The sequence below is a fragment of the Psychrobacter sp. UBA3483 genome (assembly GCF_002377905.1).
Taxonomy (GTDB): domain Bacteria; phylum Pseudomonadota; class Gammaproteobacteria; order Pseudomonadales; family Moraxellaceae; genus Psychrobacter.
Map to the genome: position 1 here is coordinate 16393 of NZ_DFQS01000046.1, position 23471 is coordinate 39863.

13 protein-coding genes and 1 pseudogene are annotated in these 23471 nt (G+C 43.8%); 11 read left to right on the plus strand and 3 right to left on the minus strand.

The window, feature by feature from the left end; genetic code table 11:
* Positions 1–244 precede the first annotated feature (244 nt).
* From B2866_RS08615 to B2866_RS08635, 5 genes are all read left to right on the plus strand, one after another.
* Positions 245–913, plus strand: coding sequence for a hypothetical protein (locus tag B2866_RS08615; RefSeq protein ID WP_296192858.1), 669 nt, complete (start codon positions 245–247; stop codon positions 911–913).
* Between the two features lie 147 nt (positions 914–1060).
* The gene (locus B2866_RS08620) at positions 1061–3073 is read left to right on the plus strand and encodes a flotillin family protein (RefSeq protein WP_296192861.1); all 2013 of its coding nucleotides are present in this window, start codon (positions 1061–1063) and stop codon (positions 3071–3073) included.
* Between the two features lie 272 nt (positions 3074–3345).
* Complete coding sequence (locus tag B2866_RS08625; RefSeq protein ID WP_296192864.1) at positions 3346–9501, plus strand: DNA repair ATPase; 6156 nt, start codon at positions 3346–3348, stop codon at positions 9499–9501.
* A 56-nt stretch (positions 9502–9557) separates the two neighbouring features.
* Positions 9558–9728 carry a DUF2256 domain-containing protein gene (locus B2866_RS08630; RefSeq protein WP_296192867.1) on the plus strand — a complete coding sequence of 57 codons (171 nt, stop codon included), beginning with the start codon at positions 9558–9560 and terminating at the stop codon, positions 9726–9728.
* A 39-nt stretch (positions 9729–9767) separates the two neighbouring features.
* Positions 9768–9914: a DUF2256 domain-containing protein gene (locus tag B2866_RS08635; RefSeq protein ID WP_296192870.1), complete on the plus strand. Its 147-nt coding sequence runs from the start codon at positions 9768–9770 to the stop codon at positions 9912–9914.
* A 64-nt stretch (positions 9915–9978) separates the two neighbouring features.
* Here the strand turns inward: B2866_RS08635 and B2866_RS08640 are convergent, their stop codons facing one another.
* Both B2866_RS08640 and metH read right to left on the minus strand, forming a co-directional pair.
* A complete protein-coding gene (locus tag B2866_RS08640; RefSeq protein WP_296192872.1) occupies positions 9979–10797 on the minus strand; it encodes a hypothetical protein in 819 nt (272 codons plus the stop codon).
* Between the two features lie 318 nt (positions 10798–11115).
* Positions 11116–14772 carry a methionine synthase gene (metH, locus tag B2866_RS08645; RefSeq protein WP_409520880.1) on the minus strand — a complete coding sequence of 1219 codons (3657 nt, stop codon included), beginning with the start codon at positions 14770–14772 and terminating at the stop codon, positions 11116–11118.
* A gap of 947 nt (positions 14773–15719) precedes the next feature.
* On the opposite strand from metH, the gene B2866_RS08650 reads away from it, so the two are divergent.
* Together B2866_RS08650 and B2866_RS08655 are read left to right on the plus strand one after the other, a co-directional pair.
* Positions 15720–16274: a fasciclin domain-containing protein gene (locus B2866_RS08650; RefSeq protein WP_296192878.1), complete on the plus strand. Its 555-nt coding sequence runs from the start codon at positions 15720–15722 to the stop codon at positions 16272–16274.
* Positions 16275–16644: 370 nt separating this feature from the next.
* Positions 16645–17265, plus strand: coding sequence for a fasciclin domain-containing protein (locus tag B2866_RS08655; protein WP_296192881.1), 621 nt, complete (start codon positions 16645–16647; stop codon positions 17263–17265).
* A gap of 217 nt (positions 17266–17482) precedes the next feature.
* Here the strand turns inward: B2866_RS08655 and B2866_RS08660 are convergent, their stop codons facing one another.
* Entirely contained in the window at positions 17483–19033 is a 1551-nt protein-coding gene (locus B2866_RS08660) for an alanine/glycine:cation symporter family protein (RefSeq protein WP_296192885.1), read from the minus strand.
* A gap of 943 nt (positions 19034–19976) precedes the next feature.
* Here B2866_RS08660 and B2866_RS08665 point away from each other — a divergent pair.
* The 4 genes and pseudogenes from B2866_RS08665 to add all read left to right on the plus strand — a co-directional run.
* Positions 19977–20609 (plus strand): LemA family protein, encoded by a 633-nt coding sequence (locus B2866_RS08665; RefSeq protein ID WP_296192887.1) that lies wholly within the window; start codon positions 19977–19979, stop codon positions 20607–20609.
* A 186-nt stretch (positions 20610–20795) separates the two neighbouring features.
* The gene (locus B2866_RS08670) at positions 20796–21980 is read left to right on the plus strand and encodes a TPM domain-containing protein (RefSeq protein WP_296192890.1); all 1185 of its coding nucleotides are present in this window, start codon (positions 20796–20798) and stop codon (positions 21978–21980) included.
* An 86-nt stretch (positions 21981–22066) separates the two neighbouring features.
* Entirely contained in the window at positions 22067–22591 is a 525-nt protein-coding gene (locus B2866_RS08675; RefSeq protein ID WP_296192893.1) for a TPM domain-containing protein, read from the plus strand.
* 115 nt (positions 22592–22706) lie between these two features.
* Positions 22707–23453: pseudogene (add, locus tag B2866_RS08680) on the plus strand (adenosine deaminase); the annotation flags it as partial.
* Between the last annotated feature and the right edge of the window lie 18 nt (positions 23454–23471).

The following is a 23471-nucleotide window of genomic DNA, read 5'->3' on the forward strand; positions in this document are numbered from 1 at the left end:
ACCGTACGTTAAATTCGTTATAGCCCAAGATTGTATGGCAATACTGTCTTAGTATTTAAAATACAACAAGCAAAATTTCTGAAATAAAGTCTTGCGCACTAAGGCCATAGTTGAAGCTGAATGAATAAATCCGAATGAAGTAAATCCCATTAAAGAAACGTCGAGTAACTTTCAGTCATATAAAAAATCGTATAACCAAGACATCAAAAGGTTGGATTAGGCGAGCAAAAGGAGAGAGCGGTTCATGCAAGAGTCCTTTTTAGTTTTTATCACTAAAATCAGTTTGTACCCGACGATTATTTTTACGGGGCTTGTCATGTTTGTGACGCTATATTGGCTGGTGTCATTACTCGGCATGGCAGATATGGATAGCGTAGATTTTGGTGAGCCAGATGGTGATGTTTCTACCCTGTCATCGACGGGGTTTTTCACTGGTCTCATGCTCAAATTTGGTCTTTATGGCGTGCCACTCATCATCATACTAAGCTTAATCAGCCTAATCGGTTGGCTATTAAGCTACTTATATACGAGCTTTTTACATCAATATTTTGACTCTGGTCTTTTGTATTATCTCTTTGGTACAGGGGCGCTCATTTTTGTATTGGTCGTATCCATGTGGCTAACTGGTATGATCATTGCACCCATCCGTAAAAATATCGCCAAAATACCCAAACGTAACGCATCTAGTAATATCGGTAAAATCGCCGTGGTACGTACATTGAGTGTGACTGACAAACATGGTGAAGCAGAAGTAAATGATGGCGGCGCAGGCTTGATACTCAAAATCCGTTCAGACATCAATAATGATTTGCTCAGGCAGGGTGATAGAGTGACTTTGATAGAATATTTAGAAGAAGCCAACGCCTACCGAGTCGCTCCCGTAAAAGAAAAGTCGTATAAACCGCCGCTATAAATAATTTTAAAATTGAAATAAATAACATTTATACATTCGTTTTATAGGTTGGCTGAGTGGCGGTGTAGAGATAACTAATAGTTTGTTTTTAAGTATGGTATTAATCGTTTTAAATTTGGTTGCAATGTTCTCATTAAAGGAATGAATATGGATATACTCATTATCGTCGGCGTGGTTGTGGTGCTGGCGTTTGTTTTTATTATGGCAGCGCTGTTAATGCTCAAAGCCTTTTATTTTAAGGTGGAGCAGGGCAAAGCATTGATTATCAACGGCGTGAGTAAAATCGCCGTGCGTTTTGATGGTGGTTTTGTTTGGCCAATCATCAATAAAAAAGAATTGATGAGAATTTCCCTTATCACATTGGAGGTCGATAGACGCGGTAAAGAAGGACTGATTTGCGCCGATAATATGCGTGCGGATATTACAGTGGCGTTTTACTTGCGTGTTAATGAAACAGAAGAAGACGTCCTTAAAGTTGCCAAATCGGTTGGGGTTGAAAGAGCTTCAGACAAAGTGGCGGTCAATGAGCTGTTTAATGCCAAATTTTCTGAAGCGTTAAAAACAGTAGGCAAGCAGATTGATTTCGTCAAACTCTTCGAAAACCGTAGCGAGTTTCGTGACAGTATCGTGCAAGAAATCGGTAATGATCTTAATGGTTATGTCTTAGAAGACGTGGCGATTGATTACTTAGAGCAAACGCCGAAAGCGTCACTCGATTCAAGCAATATTTTAGATGCTGAAGGGATCAAAAAGATTACCCAGCTAACAGCTTTCCAAAACGTCATCACCAATGAGCTTGAGCGTGACGAAGAGCTGGCCGTTAAGAAGAAAAACGTCGAGACCAAAGAGGCGATGCTTGAGTTAGAGCGCCAACAAGCCGATGCTGAAGCTAAACAGCGCCGTGAAATTGCCTCAGTGATTGCTCGTGAAACGGCTGAAACTCGTAAAATTGAAGAAGAAGAGCGTAAAAAATCCGAAACAGCCGTTATCATGGTTGAGCAAGATTTAGCGATTCAGCGTGAAAATCAGCAGCGTGAAATTGAAGTCGCTGGACAGAACCGCTTGCGTGCAGTTGTGATTGAAGAAGAAAAAGTCACTCGCGCTCGTGATCTCGAAATCGTCTCGCGTGAGCGTGAAGTTGATTTGCAACGTATCGAAGCTGAACGCGCCATTGAGCTTGAGAAAAAAGAAATTGCTAACGTCATTCGTGAGCGTATCGCGGTAGATAAAACGGTTGCACAAGAAGAAGAGCGTATCAAAGAAGTTCGCGAAGTGAGTGAAGCTGAACGCTCGAAGCAAACGCGTGTCCTAGCCGCCGAAGCCGATGCCGAAGAAATCAAAGTACGTCAGGTGAAAAAGGCTGAAGCAGAAGAGTTGTCTGCTAAGCATAAAGCGGTTGAGATTACCACGCTTGCGACGGCCAATCTTGAGGCCGCTGCCAAAGAATCGGAAGCCAAAATGAAAATGGCGGAAGGCATCAAAGCTGAAGAGTCTGCGCATGGTTTTGCTGAAGCGGCTATTCAAGAAGCCAAGTCGGTATCTTTGGAAAAAGAAGGACTTGCCAAGGCTAATATTATCAAAGCGACTGGTCAAGCGGAAGCACAGTCAGAACGTGAAAAAGGTATGGCTGATGCTGAGATTATCGCCGCGCGCGGTGAGTCTAATGCCAAAGCCGAGCGTGATATCGGTATGGCAAACGCGCAAGTGATTGCCGCTCGTGGTGAATCAAATGCCAAGGCGGAACGTGAAGTTGGACTAGCAAAAGCGGAAGTTACTCGTGCGCATTTCCAAGCTGAAGCCGATGGTCTGGTCGAAAAATTCAATGCCATGGGCAGCATGACCGTCGAGGCACGCGAGCACGAAGAATTCCGTATGGGTCTTGAAACTGCGCTACAAGAAGCGATGGCGTCTATCGAAGCCGGTAAGGAGATTGCCAAAGAAAATGCTGAAGTCTTGGCAGTTGCGCTACAAAAAGCCAAAATCGATATCGTTGGCGGCGAAGCGCACTTCTTCGATAACTTTGCCAAGTCGTTGTCTATCGGTAAAGCCATTGATGGTCTCGCTGGCAAGTCAGATACGTTAAGCGGCATTATCAATACAATGATGGCCAATCAAGTAATGACCAAAGCGAACAAGCACAATGATGATGAAACGGCTTAGTATCATCATTAGTCGACATGACTGATTTATTATCAGCAAGATTTGACCCATAACTTTTCATTAATAAGCAATCTGTCACTTAAGTGGCGGATTGTTTTAACCAACTTAATCTAAACGCTTTAACAGAGCAGTAGTTAATAACTACTATTAATCATGAGTTGGCTCATCTAAAAAAACCAGCGGTGACCACTCGTTTTCTTAGATGAGCCAAGTGCTTCTTTAGTTCGAAAAACCTTAGATTTATCTGATTGCCTAAAAATGGACGAGCAACGATGGCGGATACGCAAAACGCAACCAATTCAAATAACACCAATAGCCAGAATCAATCCGAACAAACGGATCAAGCGGTCGCTTTAGGTAATGCTTATGAGCTTATTAAAAAGCGTCTTATTGAGCAGGGTAGTCGGCTAGAGCAACAGACCGCTAAGCTGAATCATGCGCGTCTGCAAGAGTTTGGCAGCACGCAGATGCAAGTCATCGCCCGCACCCGTATTCGTACCGAATACAACTGTGTGGCGCAAGATATGGTACAAGTTGGCGACTATCTGTTGTTTGGCTACAACGTCTTTATGGGGCTAAAGCGGGCGAGTAATATCAAAGATGTGTTGTCGCTATATCGATTGATAGAGCCTACTAATAAAAATGGTGGTGATGAAAGTCAGCAGAATGGTCTCGATAGTAACGATAGCATGGATAAGGAAAGCGCTGAGCAAGAATATCAGCTGGAAGAAGTAGATTTAAAAAATACCTTTTTAGATCAAGAGGCATTTGTCCAAGATTTTAATGAATTGTATCGCTATTACAAGCACACGCGCCTGACTCAGCTGACCGTCAAAGACAGCAAACTGCTATTGGCCTTTCAAATTGGCGAGCGTATCACCGATATTCGTGTCTTTCGTTTTGCCCTAGATTTTAGCCAAGGCACACCAAAGTCAGCCCAAATTGCCTACGTAGACAATCGAGGCGAGCGTGATATCGAGTTACCTCCTGCTTACGATTTTGATTGGGTAGATACCACGCGTGAGCAGATGGTCAATGGTAAATATCCACATATGAATATCTTAGATACCATCTTTGTAGAAACCATTGGTGGCGATTTGACCATTAAGATTGAGGATAATACCCAGTCAGGGCAGGGTATTTATAGCGAGCCTGTGAATGATCGCACCCAGTCGTTGACTGACGCTGAAATTGCTTATGCCAAAGTTGGCAGTTTAATACTGCTGAAAATACTGCCGTATCGCGAAGACAGTTATCGTTATTTTGTTTATAACACCTTGACTGAAGCGGTGCTGCGTTTGGATGCAATTGGGCAGTCGTGTGTGCAGTTGCCAGAGGATCACGGCATTATATTTCCCGGCGGTTATTATCTACAGACGGGTGAGTATAAGCTGTTCGATGCCAATAATGTCGGTGCCAAAGACTTAAAGTACAAACGTAAAATTGTATCGCCAAACGGCGAAGATGTATTGTTTTTATTCTATGACGTCGCTTTAGGTGTCACAGGTCTGCTTCCTTACAACCTTATAAAAAAGCAATTGGCAAACCCCATTTATTGTAATGGTATGGCACTGGCAGACAATGGGCGTCTGGTATTGTTTAATGATCAAAGTGAGCCGTCACGCATTCACCCGATGCAGATATGGCATACGCCTTATGCCTCCCCTGAGTATGTCAGTGAGCTGCCTGAAAGCACCAGCTTTTATGGCAAAATCGGCAACAAAGAGTTGGTGCGCGGTATCTCCGACCTTTATAGCATCACCCGCCTGATTGATAATCAAAGCGTGTCACAAAAGCTCTATGAGGAGCTATCGGATAATACCAGCCGCCTCTTTGATAGCTATTACTGGTTGTCTGACCCTGAGCTTAACGACGTCGCCAGTAGTATCAAGGACGTAACGGCGACCGCTGAATTGGTCATTGATGAGTTTGCCAAAGTACAAAGCATCCAAAAGCAAACCCAAACGGCGTTAGCCGATGCCGATACGCAGCAAAGTGAGATTTTGCGGCAGATACGCGTGACCACCTTTGAGTCTGCCGGTGATTATGTGGAGCAGCTGTCGGCGTTAAGGCGACAAAAAGGCCGCCTGGTCAGCTTGGAGGACTTGCGTTATTTAGATAGCGATAAGCTACAGGCATTGCAAACACAGTTAGAAGTAGCAGAAAGCGAGCTCGCCGAAAAAACCGTCGTATTTTTAAGTGGAGACAAAGCATTATCAAGCTACGAAGCCATATTAGCAGAGGTCAGCGAACGCTTAAATACGGCCGAAACCAATAGCGAGCTAAAACCCGTACTCGAAAAAATTGATGAGACAGCACAAGGCTTAGATTTATTGACCGAGCTATTAGGCACATTAGATGTTGCTGATGCCACGGTACGCACCCAAATTATCGATGACATATCGACCATTTATTCGAGTCTCAATCAAAGCAAAGCCAAGCTTAATCATAAGCGTAAAAACTTAGGTTCTGCTGAAGCAGTCGCGCAATTTGGCGCGCAGTTTAAGCTATTTGGTCAGTCCATTGCTAATGCCTTGTCGATTGCCAATACGCCTGAGAAATCAGACGAGCAAATGGCGAAATTACTGGTACAGCTAGAAGAATTGGAAAGCCAGTTCGCTGATCCAGAAAGCGGTAGTGGTGATCAGTTTTTAGTAGACATCATAGCTAAGCGTGAAGAGATTTACGAAACCTTTGAAAATCATAAACAGCAGCTGCTTGATACCCGAAATCGTAAAGCCCAGAACTTAGGTGATGGCGCACTGCGGATGCTTGAGAGTATCAAAAAGCGTACGCAGAGCACAGGCGTCACTGGCTTTAAGGAAGAAGAAGCGCTCAATACCTATTTTGCCTCAGATGGCTTAGTCCAAAAAGTACGCGCTATCGCTAGAAACTTGCAAGCGATGGGCTTTAGTGTCAAAGCCGATGACATAGACGCGCGCCTAAAAGCCATACAAGTTGAGAGTTATAAGAGTCTAAAAGATAAGTCTGACTTGTTCGAAGATGGCGGTCAGATTATTAAATTGGGCAAACACCGCTTTTCGGTTAATACCCAGCCTTTAGATTTAACGTTGCTCAGTCGTCAGCAGTCAGATGGCAAGCGTGTGCTCAATTTGCATCTAACAGGCACCGATTATTATGAAGTGCTCAATAATGCTGAGTTAAATGCCTTGCCCCCTTATTGGGATATCAATATCGCCTCCGAGTCTGACAGCGTTTATCGCGCTGAGTACTTGGCGTATAGCATTATCGAAAGTGCCAAAAAAAGCCAAGACGGCTTGACGGAAGCGCGTTTATATCAGGCCTATGATGCGACGCGGTTAACCTTCGATAGCAAGGGTGAGATAGATGAGGACAGTCCGCTACCTAAACTCGTCAGGGCCTATGCCACGCCGCGTTATCAGCTCGGTTATGACAAAGGTATTCATGACCATGATGCGACGCTGTTATTGCTACAAATATTACCCACCCTACGTGAAGCTGGTCTACTGATTTATACCCCGCAAGTACGGGCGTTGGCGCAACTATTTTACTGGCAGTTAAGTTTAACCAAAGCGCTCGGCTTAGAAGCGCTACGTCAATTTGGTTATGATACTTGGTTAAATGAGCTGGTACTGACGCGGGTACATAACTGGCAAGATAGAGCCATTACAGCTGAACAATTGCATCGAAGCCTGGGCAGCGATACTGCAAAAGCATTGCTGGTTGAAGATATGACGCATGTGATGCAGAGCTTTGTTGCCGCTTATAACGCCGATAAATTTGCTTTAGAGGACGGCTCAGCTTCAAAGATTAGCCAAATTCATCAACCCGCTATGGTTAGTAATACGACTGTCTTTCAGCAAGGCTACGTGCAGCAAGCTTGTGAATATTTGGTCAGTGTTATGGGGCAAGTTACTACGCCCAATGGCAATATCGAGTGGCAGACCAGCCAACAAGCGCAGCAGTTATGTGAGCTATTGAGCAAAACGCTAAATAGCGCGTCAGCCAATGCGCAAAATAACATGGGTTTTGAGCAACTACAGTACTCGATTGGCAAGCTTGGTTTACAGCCAAAATCAGCCTATGAATTACTAGCCACATGGTTTTATGCGCTGCTCGATCAAACTTATGGCAATGATAAAATAGCTGACAGTCAGAGCGATGCAAGCGGTGACAATGCACTTAGCGAAGATCAGCAAGCAAAAATCGATGAAGAAAATATCTTACGCCAACAGCAATTGGCAAGTGATCGTCATTACGTGCCCGAAGCAATTGCTGTTTTACTTACTCAGCTAAATGATACTCAAAGAAAAGATTTGGTACAGCATCTTATCGAGTCAGGGGTAAGCTTTGATAGTATTAATAAAGGCGCAACGAGCACTTCGTTTTCGACGCCCTCTTTATCGACCTCGTTAACCAGCCTCAATAACCCACTTAATCAAGCGCAAAGCTTCGAGCGTCGCATAAGTAAGGTCTCGCTTGAAATTCAAGTCAATAATTTGCTAGGTGAGCATGAGCGCATTCATCAGCAAACCTTAACCTTTGCCGTTGATGATTTCTTAAGTCGTTTGCATCATCACGACACCCAAGTTATTCCTGCTTATCGGCGCTATCTAGCGATGCGCTCAGAGATTTTAAATACATCAAAAGAAACGTTGCGACTTGATGAATTTATGCCGCGTCCGTTATCCTCATTTGTACGTAACCGTCTGATTAATGAAAGCTATCTGCCACTTATCGGTGATAATCTCGCCAAGCAAATGGGCACGGTTGGCGAAGATAAGCGTACCGATTTGATGGGTATCCTGATGATGATATCGCCGCCAGGTTACGGTAAAACCACCTTGATGGAATACGTTGCGAACCGTCTTGGTCTCATCTTTATGAAGATTAACTGTCCGTCACTCGGTCATGATGTGACGTCTTTAGATCCCGAAAAAGCACCCAATGCCACCGCCCGCGAAGAGCTGAATAAAATTAACTTAGCTTTTGAGATGGGCAATAACGTCATGCTTTATCTCGATGACATTCAGCATACCCATGCAGAATTTTTGCAGAAATTCATCTCACTTGGCGATGGTACACGCCGCATCGATGGCGTCTGGCAAGGCAAGACCAAGACCTATGATATGCGTGGTAAAAAGTTCTGCGTGGTCATGGCGGGTAACCCATATACCGAAAGTGGCGAAGCGTTTAAAGTACCTGATATGCTTGCCAACCGCGCCGATATCTACAATTTAGGCGATATCATGAGCGGCATGGAAGAGATATTTGCCCTCAGCTATATTGAAAATTCGCTGACCTCTAACGCGGTATTAGCACCCCTTGCTAACCGTGATTTGAGCGATGTTCATCGTCTTATAAAGATGGCAAAGGTAGACAATGCCAATCTTATCCAAGCTCATAGCAGCGAGTTAACTTATCCCTATAGCACCTCGGAGATTAACGAGATTATCGCAATCTTGCGCCATATGTTTACGGTGCAAAAAGTTATTCTCTATGTCAACAAAGCCTATATTGCCTCCGCTTCGCAGGATGATAAATATCGCGTCGAGCCGATATTTAAGCTGCAAGGCAGTTACCGTAATATGAATAAGATAACTGAAAAACTCTCTGCTGTCATGAATGAAAATGAGCTTAATCAGCTAATCGATGATCATTATCTAGGCGAGTCGCAGCTATTGACCCAAGGCGCAGAAAGCAATCTACTGAAGCTCGCTGAGATACGCGGTAAATTGACTGAGGCGGAGGCTGCGCGTTGGGCGCAGATTAAGGCTGACTTCTTACGCAATAAAGCCATGGGCGGCGAAGACGGTGATACGGGCGCGCGCATTGTCGCGCAATTGGTCGACTTGGCCAGTGGTTTCAATGCTATCAGTAGCCAGTTTGAGACATATTTAACGCAAAATAGTCCAGAGCAAATCGCCCGCTTACGAGAAGCTGGACAGCAAGCCCAACTTGATAACCAATTAGAAGCACAGAAAATACTTGCCGATAGCGTCCTTAACAATGCTAAAGTCGTCAGCGACAGCATCGACAATGGCTTTGAAAAAAGTATGAATCAGCTGATACAAATCTATAAGCATGATCACAATGCTGAAAAAGCGGAAAGCGAGTATCTCAAGCAAAACCAAAACGTGCAAAAAGCACTGATGGTGCAGCTGGTCGATGCGGTTGAACAACTGGCGCAAAAAATGGCGGATAGCTTGTCTAATAGTTTAACTGAGACCCTAGCTAAGAGTGATGAGAATCAAACAGCAGGTACCGATATTCCTGATATTCATCAACAGACTGCACTGATGGCAACTGCACTTAAAGAGGCGCTTGCGCCACTGACGATGCGAATGGACGAGAAGTTGGCAATTGATAGCAGCACCGATCAATCTGGTAAACTTATCGTCAATAGCCTTAATAGGCTGAACAAAATATTTGATGATTATGAATAGTCGTATTGATAAGAGAGGTAAGCTATTGATGCATCAAACAAACCAATGAGAAAAATATGGCGCACAAAAAGAAAAACGTCCGTAAAAAAGAATGTCCTGTCTGCGAGCGTGAGTTTAGTTGGACTAAAAAATTGGATAAAAACTGGGAGAGAATGGTCTATTGCTCAGACCAATGTCGGCGTATTAAAAAGTATGAGGGTCTGGATCATCAAAAAGAAGATAAATAGGCATCAATAGAGAAATAGAGATATAAAAGGGAGCAGACGATGGCACATAAAAAGGTAAACTTACCGCAAAAAATTTGCCCCGTCTGCCAGCGACCGTTTACGTGGCGTAAGAAGTGGGAGGAGGATTGGGAGCAGGTGATTTATTGTTCTGAGAAGTGTCGGCGTGGGAAGGTAAAAAGTGATTAGCCTAAAATAAAAGAATCAGCCAATATATGAATCGACTGACTCTTATATTTTTAAATGTTAACTGCTATTGGCGTTGGAAGTTTAAAGACTCACCGCTATCTATCACACCATTGCCATTCTCATCAAATTCAAGCGTGAGAGTATCACCAGACACCTTTAAATACCGCATAATATCATCTGATAATCCTGCGTCACCATTATCATCATAGATTTGACTAGTGGATAAAGCTTTTGTGGTAGGGTTTACGCTGTAATTACCCCATTCCATACCGTTTAATGGATTATCCATCATGGGTGCACTATCGACTCCTATCTGAACATAGCTGCCATCATCTTCACCATTAGTCGCTTCATCAGTGAAAATCAATGCCAATACACTGTCATCAGTCGTCGTGTTTTTCCAGTAGCCCAATAATCCTTCAGACTTAATCCTAGAAAAAGTGAAAGATTCATTGCTGTCTATTGCACCATTATTATTTTCATCGATACGAAGTGTTAATTTATCGTTAACGACTTCGGCGTAAGTAGTCACCTTATCGGACAAACCACTGCTATCATTACCGTCAAAAAGTACACTGTTGGTCAGTATGCCGGTAGTTTTATCAACATTATACTTACCCCATTCCATACCATTATCAGGATTGGTTTCTGATTCATCTTCATCAACTTGTACGACGACATAAGTACCATCGTCTAAGAAAGCGACCGCTGTTAGATTGTCTTCAGGATTATCACTGTTCCAAACACCTACAATCGCCCTATTAAAACCTGGCTGAGTAGGCGTTTCGGAGCTAGGTGAGTCATCAGAGTCATCACTGCCACATCCTTGTAGTAGCAAAGTAGCTGTTGCTATAGTCAGCAAAGTCATTTTAAAAAATTTCATTTTATCTCTCCTTGAATGAAAAATGTAAAATCTTACTTATTTTAAAAGCGACGTCCTTGTCCCTCCTTATTTTTATTATTCAATTTCTGTTATATATAAATGGTTTTTTATGAATATAACAAAAATTTTTAGTGAATCCAACCAAAAAAGTATTTATGCGTTTTAATAGCTTAAAAAGGTCGATAAGTAAGGTTAGTATTAAATGTCAGTAGATAGAAAGGGGATATAAAAAATACCGCCACATCTCCTATAGCATTTTTATTAAATGAGATAGGAGGTATGACGGTATGAATAAACGTTATATTTAAATGAGTTTTCTTATAAATTCGGATTTAACCACTTCTCAGCAGTTTTCATATCCCAACCTTTACGCTCAGCATAGCTCTCTAACTGATCGCTGCTGATTTTACCGACGTTGAAGTATTCACTCTCAGGATGCGAGTAGTAGAAGCCGCTGACCGATGAAGCAGGCCACATTGCATAGCTTTCAGTGAGTCTTGTACCGATAGCATCAACCGTGCCTAGCCACTCAAAGAGTTTGCCTTTTTCGGTATGCTCTGGGCAGGCAGGGTAGCCAGGTGCAGGGCGGATACCAACGTATTTTTCTTTAATCATCTCATCATTGGTTAGATTTTCGTCAGCTTGATAGCCCCAATATTCTCTACGTATGAGCTCATGCAAATGCTCGGCAAAGGCTTCCGCTAAGCGGTCAGATAATGCCTGCACCATGATGGCATTATAGTCGTCACCAGCGGCTTTATACTTTTCCGCCAATGCTTCTGTCCCAACGATTGAGACCGTAAAGCCGCCAAGATAATCGGTATGAGCTTCCGATGGCGAGATAAAGTCTGCCAAGCTAAAGTTTGGCTTGCCGCTGGCTTTGTCACTCTGCTGACGCAAATGCTCAAATTGATATTCTGCTGTGCCGCCCTCAGTCGGTGCTTTGTCATAGACGGTGACGGTATCGGCACCGGTACGACGGGCTGGCATGAGCTTAAAGACGCCTTTGGCAACGATTAACTTATCATCAATCATTTTTTGCATCAAGTCATTGGCATTATCAAACAAATCACGCGCCGCTTCACCAACCACCTCATCTTGCAAGATTTTTGGATATTTGCCAGCAAGTCCCCAAGAGATAAAGAACGGCGTCCAGTCGATATAAGGCAGTAGGTTAGTGATGGGGTAATCATCAAATATCACTTGTCCAAGCTTATTAGGCACTGGCGGTATGTAATTGTCCCAATCATCTTTAAAACCAAGCTCTATCGATTCAGCATAGGATATTTTTGCCGCTTTTGGTTGACGCTTAGCAAGGCGCTCACGTACTTTGATGTACTCTTCGCGCGTCTCATCGATTAAGCCTTGACGATGCTCTTTGGATAGCAGCTTAGTCACTACACCAACTGAGCGTGAAGCATCCGACACATAGATGACGGCATCGTTTTGGTATTGTGGTTCGACTTTAACTGCCGTATGCGCTTTAGAAGTCGTTGCCCCGCCAATCATTAAGGGTAGGGTCATGCCGCGCTCTTGCATTTGCTTAGCGACATAGACCATCTCATCGAGGCTTGGGGTAATCAGACCTGATAGCCCGATGATATCGACTTCCTCAGCGATTGCCGTATCAAGGATTTTTTCACAAGGTACCATCACGCCCAAATCGACAATGTCGTAGCCATTACAGCCAAGTACCACGCCGACGATGTTTTTGCCGATATCATGAACGTCACCTTTGACCGTCGCCATCAGGATTTTACCTTTCTTTTCGCCCTCGACTTTTTCGGCTTCGATATACGGGTTCAACCACGCGACCGATTGCTTCATCACGCGGGCAGATTTCACCACTTGCGGTAAGAACATTTTACCGGCACCAAATAAGTCGCCGACAATATTCATACCGTCCATTAATGGCCCTTCGATCACTTCTAGTGGCTTGGGATATTTCTCCCACGCTTCTTTGGTATCGGCATCGATAAAGGTCGTGATACCTTTTACTAGTGCATGAGCAATACGCTCTTCGACCGTACCTTCGCGCCATGACATATCGACGGTGCTGTCTTTTTTCTTACCGCCATCTTGATAGCTTTCAGCGATGGTCATCAGGCGTTCGGTAGCATCTTGACCACTCTCGCCTTGGTTGCGATTGAGCATCACATCTTCGATGGCGTCGCGGGCTTCCTTTGGAATATCATCATAGAGCTCAAGCATCGCTGGGTTGACGATACCCATGGTCAAGCCATTTTGAATCGCATGATAAAGGAATACCGAGTTAATGGCCTCACGAATCGGGTTGCCACGGAAACTAAACGACACGTTGGACACACCTCCCGATACCATGGCGTTTGGTAAATTATCAGTTATCCATTTGGTGGCGTTGATAAAGTCAGCGCCGTAATTATTATGCTCGGTAATACCGGTTGCAACCGCAAAGATATTCGGGTCAAAGATGATATCCTCGCTAGGGAAGCCGACTTCATTGACCAAGACATCATAGCTGCGCTGACAAATCTGGATTTTACGCTCATAAGTATCAGCCTGACCGTCTTCATCAAATGCCATGACGATAATAGCAGCACCGTAGCGCATACAAAGCTTGGCGCGGAGGGCGAACTCATCATAGCCTTCTTTTAATGAGATAGAGTTGACGACGGATTTACCTTGAATGCGTTTAAGCCCTTCTTCGATAATGTCCCATTTTGATGAGTCAATCATCAGGGGCACGCGGCTGATATCAGGCTCACCAGAGACCAAGTTGACGAAATGAATCATCGCCTGTTTTGAGTCGAGCATGCCCTCGTCCATATTGATATCGACGATTTGCGCGCCACCTTCGACTTGGTCACGGGCGACATCGAGCGCTTCAGTATAGGCTTCGGTTTTAATCAAGCGCAGGAACTTCTTTGAACCGGTCACGTTGGTACGCTCACCGACGTTGACGAATAAGCTTTCAGGGGTAATGGTAAATGGCTCAAGTCCCGATAAGCGGCAAGCAGGAGGGATTTCAGGAATCACGCGCGGTGGGTAATTGGCGACCATCTCCGCAATCAGGCGAATGTGCTCAGGCGTGGTACCGCAGCAGCCGCCGACGATATTTAGAATGCCAGCTTTGGCAAAACCTTCGAGCAGGGCAGCCGTTTCCTCAGCTGTTTCATCGTACTCACCAAACTCATTGGGCAAACCCGCGTTTGGATGGGCGGAGACATAAGTATTGGCGATATTTGATAGTGTTTGAATATGCGGACGCAGTGCATCAGCACCCAAGGCACAGTTAAAACCAACCGATAGCGGCTTGGCATGGCGAATCGAGTTATAAAACGCCTCAGCCGTTTGGCCTGAAAGCGTCCGACCTGAGGCATCGGTAATTGTCCCCGAAATCATAATCGGTAATTCAAAACCAATATCATCAAACACGCCTGTGACCGCAAAGATTGCAGCCTTAGCATTAAGCGTATCAAAAATGGTCTCGATTAATAGAATATCGACGCCACCTTCTATCAAAGCCAGCGTCGCCTCGCGATAGTTCAGCACCAACTCATCAAAGGTGATATTACGAAAGGCGGGGTCATTGACGTCAGGGGATAATGAGCAGGTACGCGATGTCGGCCCAATCACGCCTGCGACAAAGCGCGGCTTTTCTGGGGTCTTAGCGGTGTATTCATCAGCGGCTTCGCGGGCAATTTTAGCAGCGGTTTTATTTAATTCTGGCACAAGGTGCTGCATATCATAGTCGGCCATCGACAGGCGCGTACCGTTAAAGCTGTTGGTTTCAATGATATCCGCGCCTGCGGCCAGATGTGCCCTATGAATCTCTTTAATCATCTGTGGCTGAGTCAGTACCAGCAAATCATTATTACCGCGCACGTCTTGTTCAATATCAGCAAAGCGCTCGCCGCGATAGTCGGCTTCCTCTAACTTAAAGGTCTGAATATGGGTACCCATCGCGCCATCTAGCATTATAATTCGCGCCGCCATCTGCTCGGTGAGGCGTGCGCGCGCGGTTAACTGCTGCGCTTTATAAGGAAATACAGCAGGCGGTGTCAAAATAAAGTCACTAGCCGTGCTTGATACATTGGTGGCATTGGGTGTATTGGTATTGGCGACACCAGTATGATTATGAGAACAGGTCGGTGGAGTGGTGGTGTTTTGAGTCATAGGAGCGCTGCTTATTAGAGTCAAGATAAGAAAAGGAAAAAATAAAGTCGTTCAAAGTTTTTAGGGCGAGCTTACTAAGTTAGCTACTGATGAAATAGGGCGTATATAACAATACGATTGATAAAAAGTTGGCTTAAAAATCGATAAGCAAATCTGGATTATTCTAGCACGAAACTGCTATTACTCGCGGGATTGTGCTTACTCCGCTTATTCCATTTTGGCACTATCACTGACGATATCGTATTCAAACATATCAATAACTTATTACTATGATTAATTATTACTATGATTAATTATTGTTGCACGAAATGATCATGGTATTAAAAGCTAGCATGGTATTAAAAGTACCGTCATAACCTTAAATTCTATTGCATAACGCTGCTTGGTACAAATGAATATCATTTCAATAGAGGATTACCTAAAGCTTTGATTTGTATTAACAAAAGCAATTACTTGCGTGAGCGCTTTATTACCCTATTTTGGTTTACACGTAAGCTACAAAAATTAGCCTAAACGCAAGTTTATAATGCTTTGTGATATGTTAATTTAATTTCAGAAGGATTGACGTTTCATAAGCAATGCTTATTAGTAACTGTTAATGATTTTTATTTGTGAGTGACTAACAATTAGGAATTAAAAACGGGATAGGCAAGGGTTCTAAGGAAAGACAATCTGACCGTAAGTCCGTAATAAAAATCAATAAATTGTAGTCAGTAAACCATTCATTTACTAAACCGTGTAGTTACTCAATCATTAAGGACAATGTTATGAAACTGATCAAAATCGCTACCCTTGGCACCTTAGCACTTTCAATTGCCGGCCTTAGCGCTTGTAATAATATGATGCCAACCAAAACCCCTGCCACAAAGGCGCCTATGCATAGTCAATCTACTGCCAGTATGAACGTGGTACAGATTGCTCAGAGCAATGCTGATTTCTCACTGCTAGTAGAAGCCTTGCAAGCAGCAGGTCTAGCGGGCGCATTGACCGATACCAGTGCAAGTTACACAATACTGGCACCGACCAATGCCGCCTTTGTACAAGCGCTACAAGAAACCGGCATGACCAAGGCTGAGCTATTTGCTAACAAGCCGTTATTGACCAAAATTTTGACTTACCATGTGCTCAAAGGTAATACGCCTGTTTATCAAAAACACGTCAGACCTGGTAATTACACCATGCTCAGTAATGACACGCTGGTGATTACGCCCCAAGGCAGATTAATGGATGAAAATGGTCGTACCACCAAGATTTTAAAAACAGATATCGCGGCCAGTAATGGCGTGATACATGTGATTGATAGAGTGCTGTTACCTAAATAATTTCATTACTTAAATAAATAATTTATCACCTAGATAAGCAATCAACGAGCGACACAGCGTTTATTTAGGTAGTGGGTAAATTCAGATGCTATATAAACTATTGCTAGACTATAAATGAAGATTGGTTTTAGCCTAGCAATGATGTGCTATACGTGAATGATACAGTGTTGCTACCTAAGTAAGCAGTAAGTAAAAAATAATCAGCTAAGATGGTAAGCATTGAGCGACGTTATTTAATGTATTACTAATTTACCCACATTTCTATTTAGAAGTCTTTATGCAGAAATTTTCATTCATCATTATTTATATTTAAACCGCCCTACAACCAAAAAGTACCATCCATAAACCCGTTATTTCAAAGGAATGACCTATGTTAAAGAAGAATTTATTATCTATCGCTGTCGTTACCGCTGCCATGTTACTGGCGGCTTGTAACGATAAAGAAGCCGTTACTGAGCCAGTTGAGCCAGCCGCAACTACTGACGTAGCCGTTGAGCCAGAAACCACCACAGATATGCCAGCTGAAGCAGTGGCTGAGTCTAACGATGCGATGGCTGTAGATGCGGCAGCGACACAAAGTATCGGTGAAATGGCTGCTGGCAATGAGAATTTAACTATCCTAACCGAAGCGCTGCAAGCGGCTGACCTTGATGACATGATGATGGCAGAAGGTCAGTACACCGTATTTGCACCAACCGATGATGCTTTTGCTGCTTTGTTAACTAAACTAAACGTCACTAAAGAGCAGCTGCTCGGTGATAAAGAGATGCTGACCAGCGTATTGACTTATCATGTCGTGCCGATGGTGGTAAAAGCGGCTGACATCCCTTATGGTACAGCTATCGATACGGCAAACGGCCAAACCATCTCTATCAGTGATGCTAATGTGATTACCGATGCGAGTGGTAATACCGCTAACATCGTTGGCACCGATATGATGGCAACCAACGGTGTGGTACATGTGATCGATACGGTCTTATTGCCTAAATAAGCTGATTTTATCACTATAAACAACAATAAAAGCATCTAAGAAGCCCAGCCACCGAGCTGGGCTTTTTTGTATTTAATGACTTAGCGCAAAATATATCAAAGTTTGTATGACAACCTTACGTCCATAAAAAAGCCCGAGACCATCGTCTCAGGCTTCCTGTTTTATCGTTACTTTTAATGTCATCAATACAGTTTAAATAACATTACAGCTTAGTAAATTATAGACGTTCTTTATGAAGTGGATCTTGGGCTGCCATTCTTTGTTGCTGCTTTAGATGACGCTCTTCCCAATACGGCGCGTTTTTGATACCGAATTTTGCTGGATCAAACGTATAGTGCTTCACGCCAGCTTTACGCTGTGCTTCATAATCTTTCAGCATAGTAAGCGTTGGACGCGCGACAAAGAAGATAACCAAAATACCAACGATATTTAGCCATGCCATCAGACCAACACCGATATCACCGATTGCCCAGATATAGCCTGCTGAGTTAAGACCACCATAAGCAACCATCACCATGATTAGTACTTTAACTAAGAATAATCCAGTTCTGTTGGCACCGCGGCTGATAAAGCGCGTTAAGTACGCAACGTTTACTTCAGCGATGTAGTAGTAAGCCAAAATAGTGGTAAAGGCAAAGAAAAATACGGCAATAGCGATAAAGGTATTACCAAACTGACCGTATACGGACTCCATTGCCATCTGGGTAAAGGCAGGTGAGTTAATCTCAACGCCCGCCGCAACGTTTTGTACGATGTATTGTCCTTCAGGTAGCGTACCTTGGATGTTATAAGTACCCATGGTCAAAATCATAAAGGCAGTCGCAGAACAAACCAGTAGGGTATCAACATAGACTGAGAATGCTTGTACCAAACCTTGCTGTGATGGATGCTCAACTTCGGCAGCACCAGCAGCATGAGGACCTGTACCTTGACCCGCTTCGTTAGAGTAAATACCACGTTTTACACCCCAACCGATGGCTGCACCAAAACCCGCTTGCGCAGTAAAGGCATCACCAATGATTAAGCCAAATACTTTTGGAATCATCTCATAGTTGGTAAACATAATAACGAGGGCTAGACCAATATAACCTAGTGCCATAAAAGGAACGGCATACTCGGTAAAGGTTGCGATACGTTTAATACCACCAAAGATGATAATCGCTAGCACCACTAGAATGATACCCAATGCTACAAGACGCATAGAGCCAACTTCTAAGCCCCCAAGGTTCATGATGGTACCTTCACCCATGACCTGTGCAAAGGCATTGATAACGCCGTTTGCTTGCACACCAGGTAAAAACATACCACAAGCTAAAATAGAAGCGACCGCAAAGAGGATACCATACCAACGTTGACCTAGAGCGCGCTCAAAGTAATAAGCAGGGCCACCGCGGTATTCGCCAGTGACGACGTCTTTTTCTTTATAAATCTGTGCAAGGGTTGATTCGACATAAGCGGTAGATGCGCCTAAGAATGCCACAACCCACATCCAAAATACTGCACCAGGACCACCGAAGCCGATAGCTGCTGCTACCCCAGCGATATTACCCATACCCACACGTCCCGCTAGAGATACAGCGAGTGCCTGAAATGATGAAATACCTTGTGCACTTGACTTACCTTTAAACAGCAAGCTGATCATTTCACTGAATAAACGTACTTGTACGAAGCGCGTCATGATGGAATAAAATAAACCTGCGCCCAAGCATAGATAAACCAATGCTGGGCTCCAGATAATTCCGTTTACTAAATTAACTAAACCTTCCATATGTATATTCCTAGTACTGTATCAAAGTGGCTATATATGACGATGCTAAGAGGAAGCTCGCTTTAATGTCCTTATTAAAGCCAACCACTCAAATAATCTGCATGCGCTTAACTGTCTTGGAAATTCTCCCTACAGATTAAGTTTCATATGCGCTTAGCCACTAAGGATGGACTGTAGTTGTCTGCTGTTATCCGTCTGGTTTATTAACAATAATAAGCGTATCCAACCGCTTATCGCGTTAACAGTTTATTAAAAATGCCTTTGGGTAAAGCGGTTATAAATAAACCAGTGAATAAAACAGGCGGTTATAATATAAATAGCCACCACCTCAATCAATAAGAGGGTGATACTTAACTTTTTATGAGTCATATCGGCTGACTACATATACATGGTAGAGTAGGGTAAAAGAGCAGTCTTTACTCGTCTATCAATCCTTTTTCATGCGACGTTGACGACCTGCTAGTACCAAAAATCTTATAAGTCCACTACCAAATGTATTCAAACCGTACGGCTACGTAACTGCAATTTGCCATATTTTTTAGGCAATTACTAGAATTTTCTTTATAAGGGTATTCATTTATAAATGATTCCCTCTGTCTAATTGTCTATAAAAGACTAAGAAATCTTACATTTATTTTACACTGGTCATTATTTTTTAACTCATTGATGATGACGGCTAAAAAGACACTTACGTTAATAGCAGTGAAAATTGCTTATAAATGCGCCAAAGCCGTGCGATAAGCGCTGTTTTGCGGTTGTGTTTTGGTAACGATGAATTGTAAAAGTGACGGTATAGCGCCATTATTAGCACAATATATTGCGGCTGCTATATTGTAGGCTATGAAAGTCGCAGCCGATAAACTATAAGTACATTTAAGTGGTTAAAATTAAGAAAGCGATTAAAAAATATTTTGTTTGTTATTTATTATTAGGAGAGTCAACGATGACGCGTAAATCTTTTTTAAAACCTATGTTGCTATCAGCGGTACTAGCGACTTCTACCGTCGGTTTGAGCGGTTGTGGCTATAACAATTTGCAGGCGCAAGATGAACAGGTTACCGCGGCTTGGTCAGAAGTGGTCAACCAATACCAGCGCCGCTCTGACTTGGTGCCAAACTTAGTCAAAGTCGTGCAGCAATATGCTAAGCAAGAGCAAGAAGTATTTACTCAAGTCGCTGCCGCGCGCTCACAAGCGGGCGGTATCACGGTCACGCCAGAGCTGCTCAATGACCCTGAGGCGATGGAGCGCTATGCTGCTGCCCAAGATCAGATGACGGGCGCGCTATCGCGTTTGATGGCGGTTTCTGAGCGTTATCCTGAGCTGAAATCTGATGCCTTGTTCCAAGATTTACAGGCGCAGCTTGAAGGCACAGAAAACCGTATTACCGTGGCGCGTAACCGTTATATTCAAGAAGTTCAAGGTTATAACACCACCGTGCGTCAGTTCCCAACCAATATTACGGCCAAAGTATTTGGTATGAATCCCAAGCCAAACTTTAGCGTCGCTAACGAAAAAGAAATATCGACTGCACCAAGTGTAAACTTTGGCGATGATAATGCGCAGACGGCGCAGTAAAACCAAGTTTAAGCGTTCTATCTACTATGATGAGGAATAAATGCTACTGTGTATTTGACAGGGCGTTTATTGGATCAAAAATGATAGAACGCCTTTATCGCCAGTTGTTTTTTCTGTTGCCGTTTATAGCAGTTGGTCTTGCAGTTATTCATTAGTACAGATGTTATTTGAGGTGGTATAGATTAGATGAAGCATTCAAAAGCACTCTTCTCCGCATTATTATTTACCCTAAGTATTGGGAGTGGCTCGCTGCTGCATGCTGCGCCCAGTACTAGTGATAATACGGCGGTCGCTAGCGATGGCACCTCAGATATACAAAACCGTAGTGTCGAGGACTTGGTGGCGATTGCAAAAGCTGCTGAGTCTAATGAAGCTATCAACGATGCCGTCTTGGGTAACGAAGGCATTAATGAAGCCATTTTTGGCAATGATGCTATTAACCCTAATGCTGCTAATTCCAATAATACTGCCACTTCAAAAACTTCTAATCGCCCTCCTGTACAATCAAGTGCTCAAGGCGTCGATGCCGATAAGCTCATCTTAAACTCGCCGGTTATCGACCAAGCCAATATCTTAAACCCACAAGAAAAGCAGCGCTTAGAGGCGCAGCTGAGAGGTATTTATCAGCAAGGTTTGGCGCAAGCCGCGGTGGTCATTGTACCGACGACCAATGGCGTGCCAATCTTTGACTATGCGCTACAGGTTGCCGAGAAATGGAAACTGGGCAATAAGGACATTGATGATGGTTTGTTAATGGTCGTTGCGGTTAATGACCGCAATATCTACATTTTAACCGGTTATGGGCTAGAAGGCGTATTGCCAGATTCGGCGGTCAACCGTATTATTCGCGAAGACATCACACCACTATTTAAGCAAAATAACTATGGTGCTGGCATATTGGCCGGCGTTGGTGCCCTACAAACGCGTCTGACCGCTGACCCTGAAGTGTTGGCGCGTGCTGATGCGCAAGCGGCTGAACGCAGCCAAAGCCAAAGTGATATCGGTGAAAACCCATCACCCGTGTTTTTATTTGTGATGGCGATGATATTTGGCAGCTTTATTACCAGTATCTTTGGGCGTATCTTTGGCTCTATTTTGACCGCTGGCGGCTTCTTTGTGGGCTCGCTGGCTTTAGGCGGCGGTTTCTTTATGACGTTAATTATGGCGATATTTTTATGGCTATTTTTAATTTCGCGCGGCTCAGGCGGTGGTCGTGGCGGGCGCGGCGGCGGTGGCGGTGGCGGTATGGTGTTCTTACCTGGCATGGGCGGTGGTAGTGGCGGCGGCTTTGGCGGCGGTGGTTTTGGTGGTGGCGGCTTCGGCGGCGGTGGCGGCGGCTTTGGCGGCGGCGGCGCGGGCGGCTCTTGGTAGAGACGATTTCTATAAGAGTAAGAAGGGCAAATTAGGTTCGGACATTAGATGATTGCCAATAATGGCGTACTTGAGGAAATAAAATAATGGTAAAAAGCAATTCGTCGCAGGCAAGTTTTGCGCGTTGGTGGCGTCAAGTACTGTTTGTCCCTATGTTGCATAGCAAGTGGCTCACGCCCGCGGCTAAAGCTCGGCTGACAGAGCAGGTGACGCTGGCTGAGCGTGGGCATCGCGGCGAGGTGTTCTTAATTATCGAAAACCATTTACCCATTCAAGATGCCTACCATCTTGACTGCCGCGATCGAGCGATTGATTTATTTAGCGAATATCGCGTGTGGGATACCGAAGAAAACACCGGCGTTTTGATTTATGTCAATATTTGCGAGCACAAGCTAGAGATCGTCGCTGACCGCGGTATCAGCACGCACGTCAGTCCAACCGTATGGCGCGCCATGTGTGAAAAAGCAGTCTCAGGTATCGCCAATCAAAAAACCGAAGAAAGCCTTGTAGAGTTATTGCATGAAGTAGGTCAGTTATTGCGTCAGTATTATCACCTTGAACACGATCCTGCTGGTAATGAGCTGTCCGATACCGTGGTATTTTTAAAATAGCAATTTTTCAAAATAAAGATTTTTTAAGATAACAGTGCTTTTAAAACAGCCATATTTTTAAACTAATGGTTAGAGCAATACGCAGTATATTTAGATACAGTACAACGCAAATACCATGATTGAGCTGATAAAAAAACTGCCGAAAGCAGAGCTGCATCTACATATCGAAGGCTCATTAGAACCGGAGCTGATGTTTAGACTGGCAAAAAAAAATAATATCGCCATCCCTTATAAGGATATCGAAGACGTCCGCCGCGCCTATAATTTTACTAACCTGCAAACTTTTTTAGATATCTATTATGCGGGCGCCAATGTCCTAATGACCAAAGACGATTTCTACGATTTCTACGATTTAACGTTGGAATATATTCTAAAATGTGTTGAAGACAATGTCATTCATACTGAGATATTTTTTGATCCGCAAACCCATACCGCAAGAGGGGTTGATTTTGCGACAGTCATTACTGGTATCAAAGAAGCGCTTGCCGATGCCAAAGAAAAATACGGCATCACCTCTTGTATTATCATGTGTTTTTTACGCCACTTATCGCAAGAAGAGGCGTTTGAGACTTTAGAGCAAGCAATGGCGTTTAAAGACGATATCATCGGCGTCGGTCTAGATTCTTCTGAATTGGGCAACCCTCCCACCAAATTTAAAGAAGTGTTTAAAAAGGCCAAAGAAGCGGGCTTTAAGCTGGTCGCCCATGCTGGCGAGGAAGCCGATTTTTCGTATATTTATGAAGCGTTAGATGTATTGCAAATCAATCGCATTGATCATGGCGTGCAATCGGTAAAGAGCGCAGCGCTGATGCAACGCCTAAAAGACGAGCAAATGCCACTTACGGTTTGCCCCAATTCTAATACCAAACCCAACAATTAA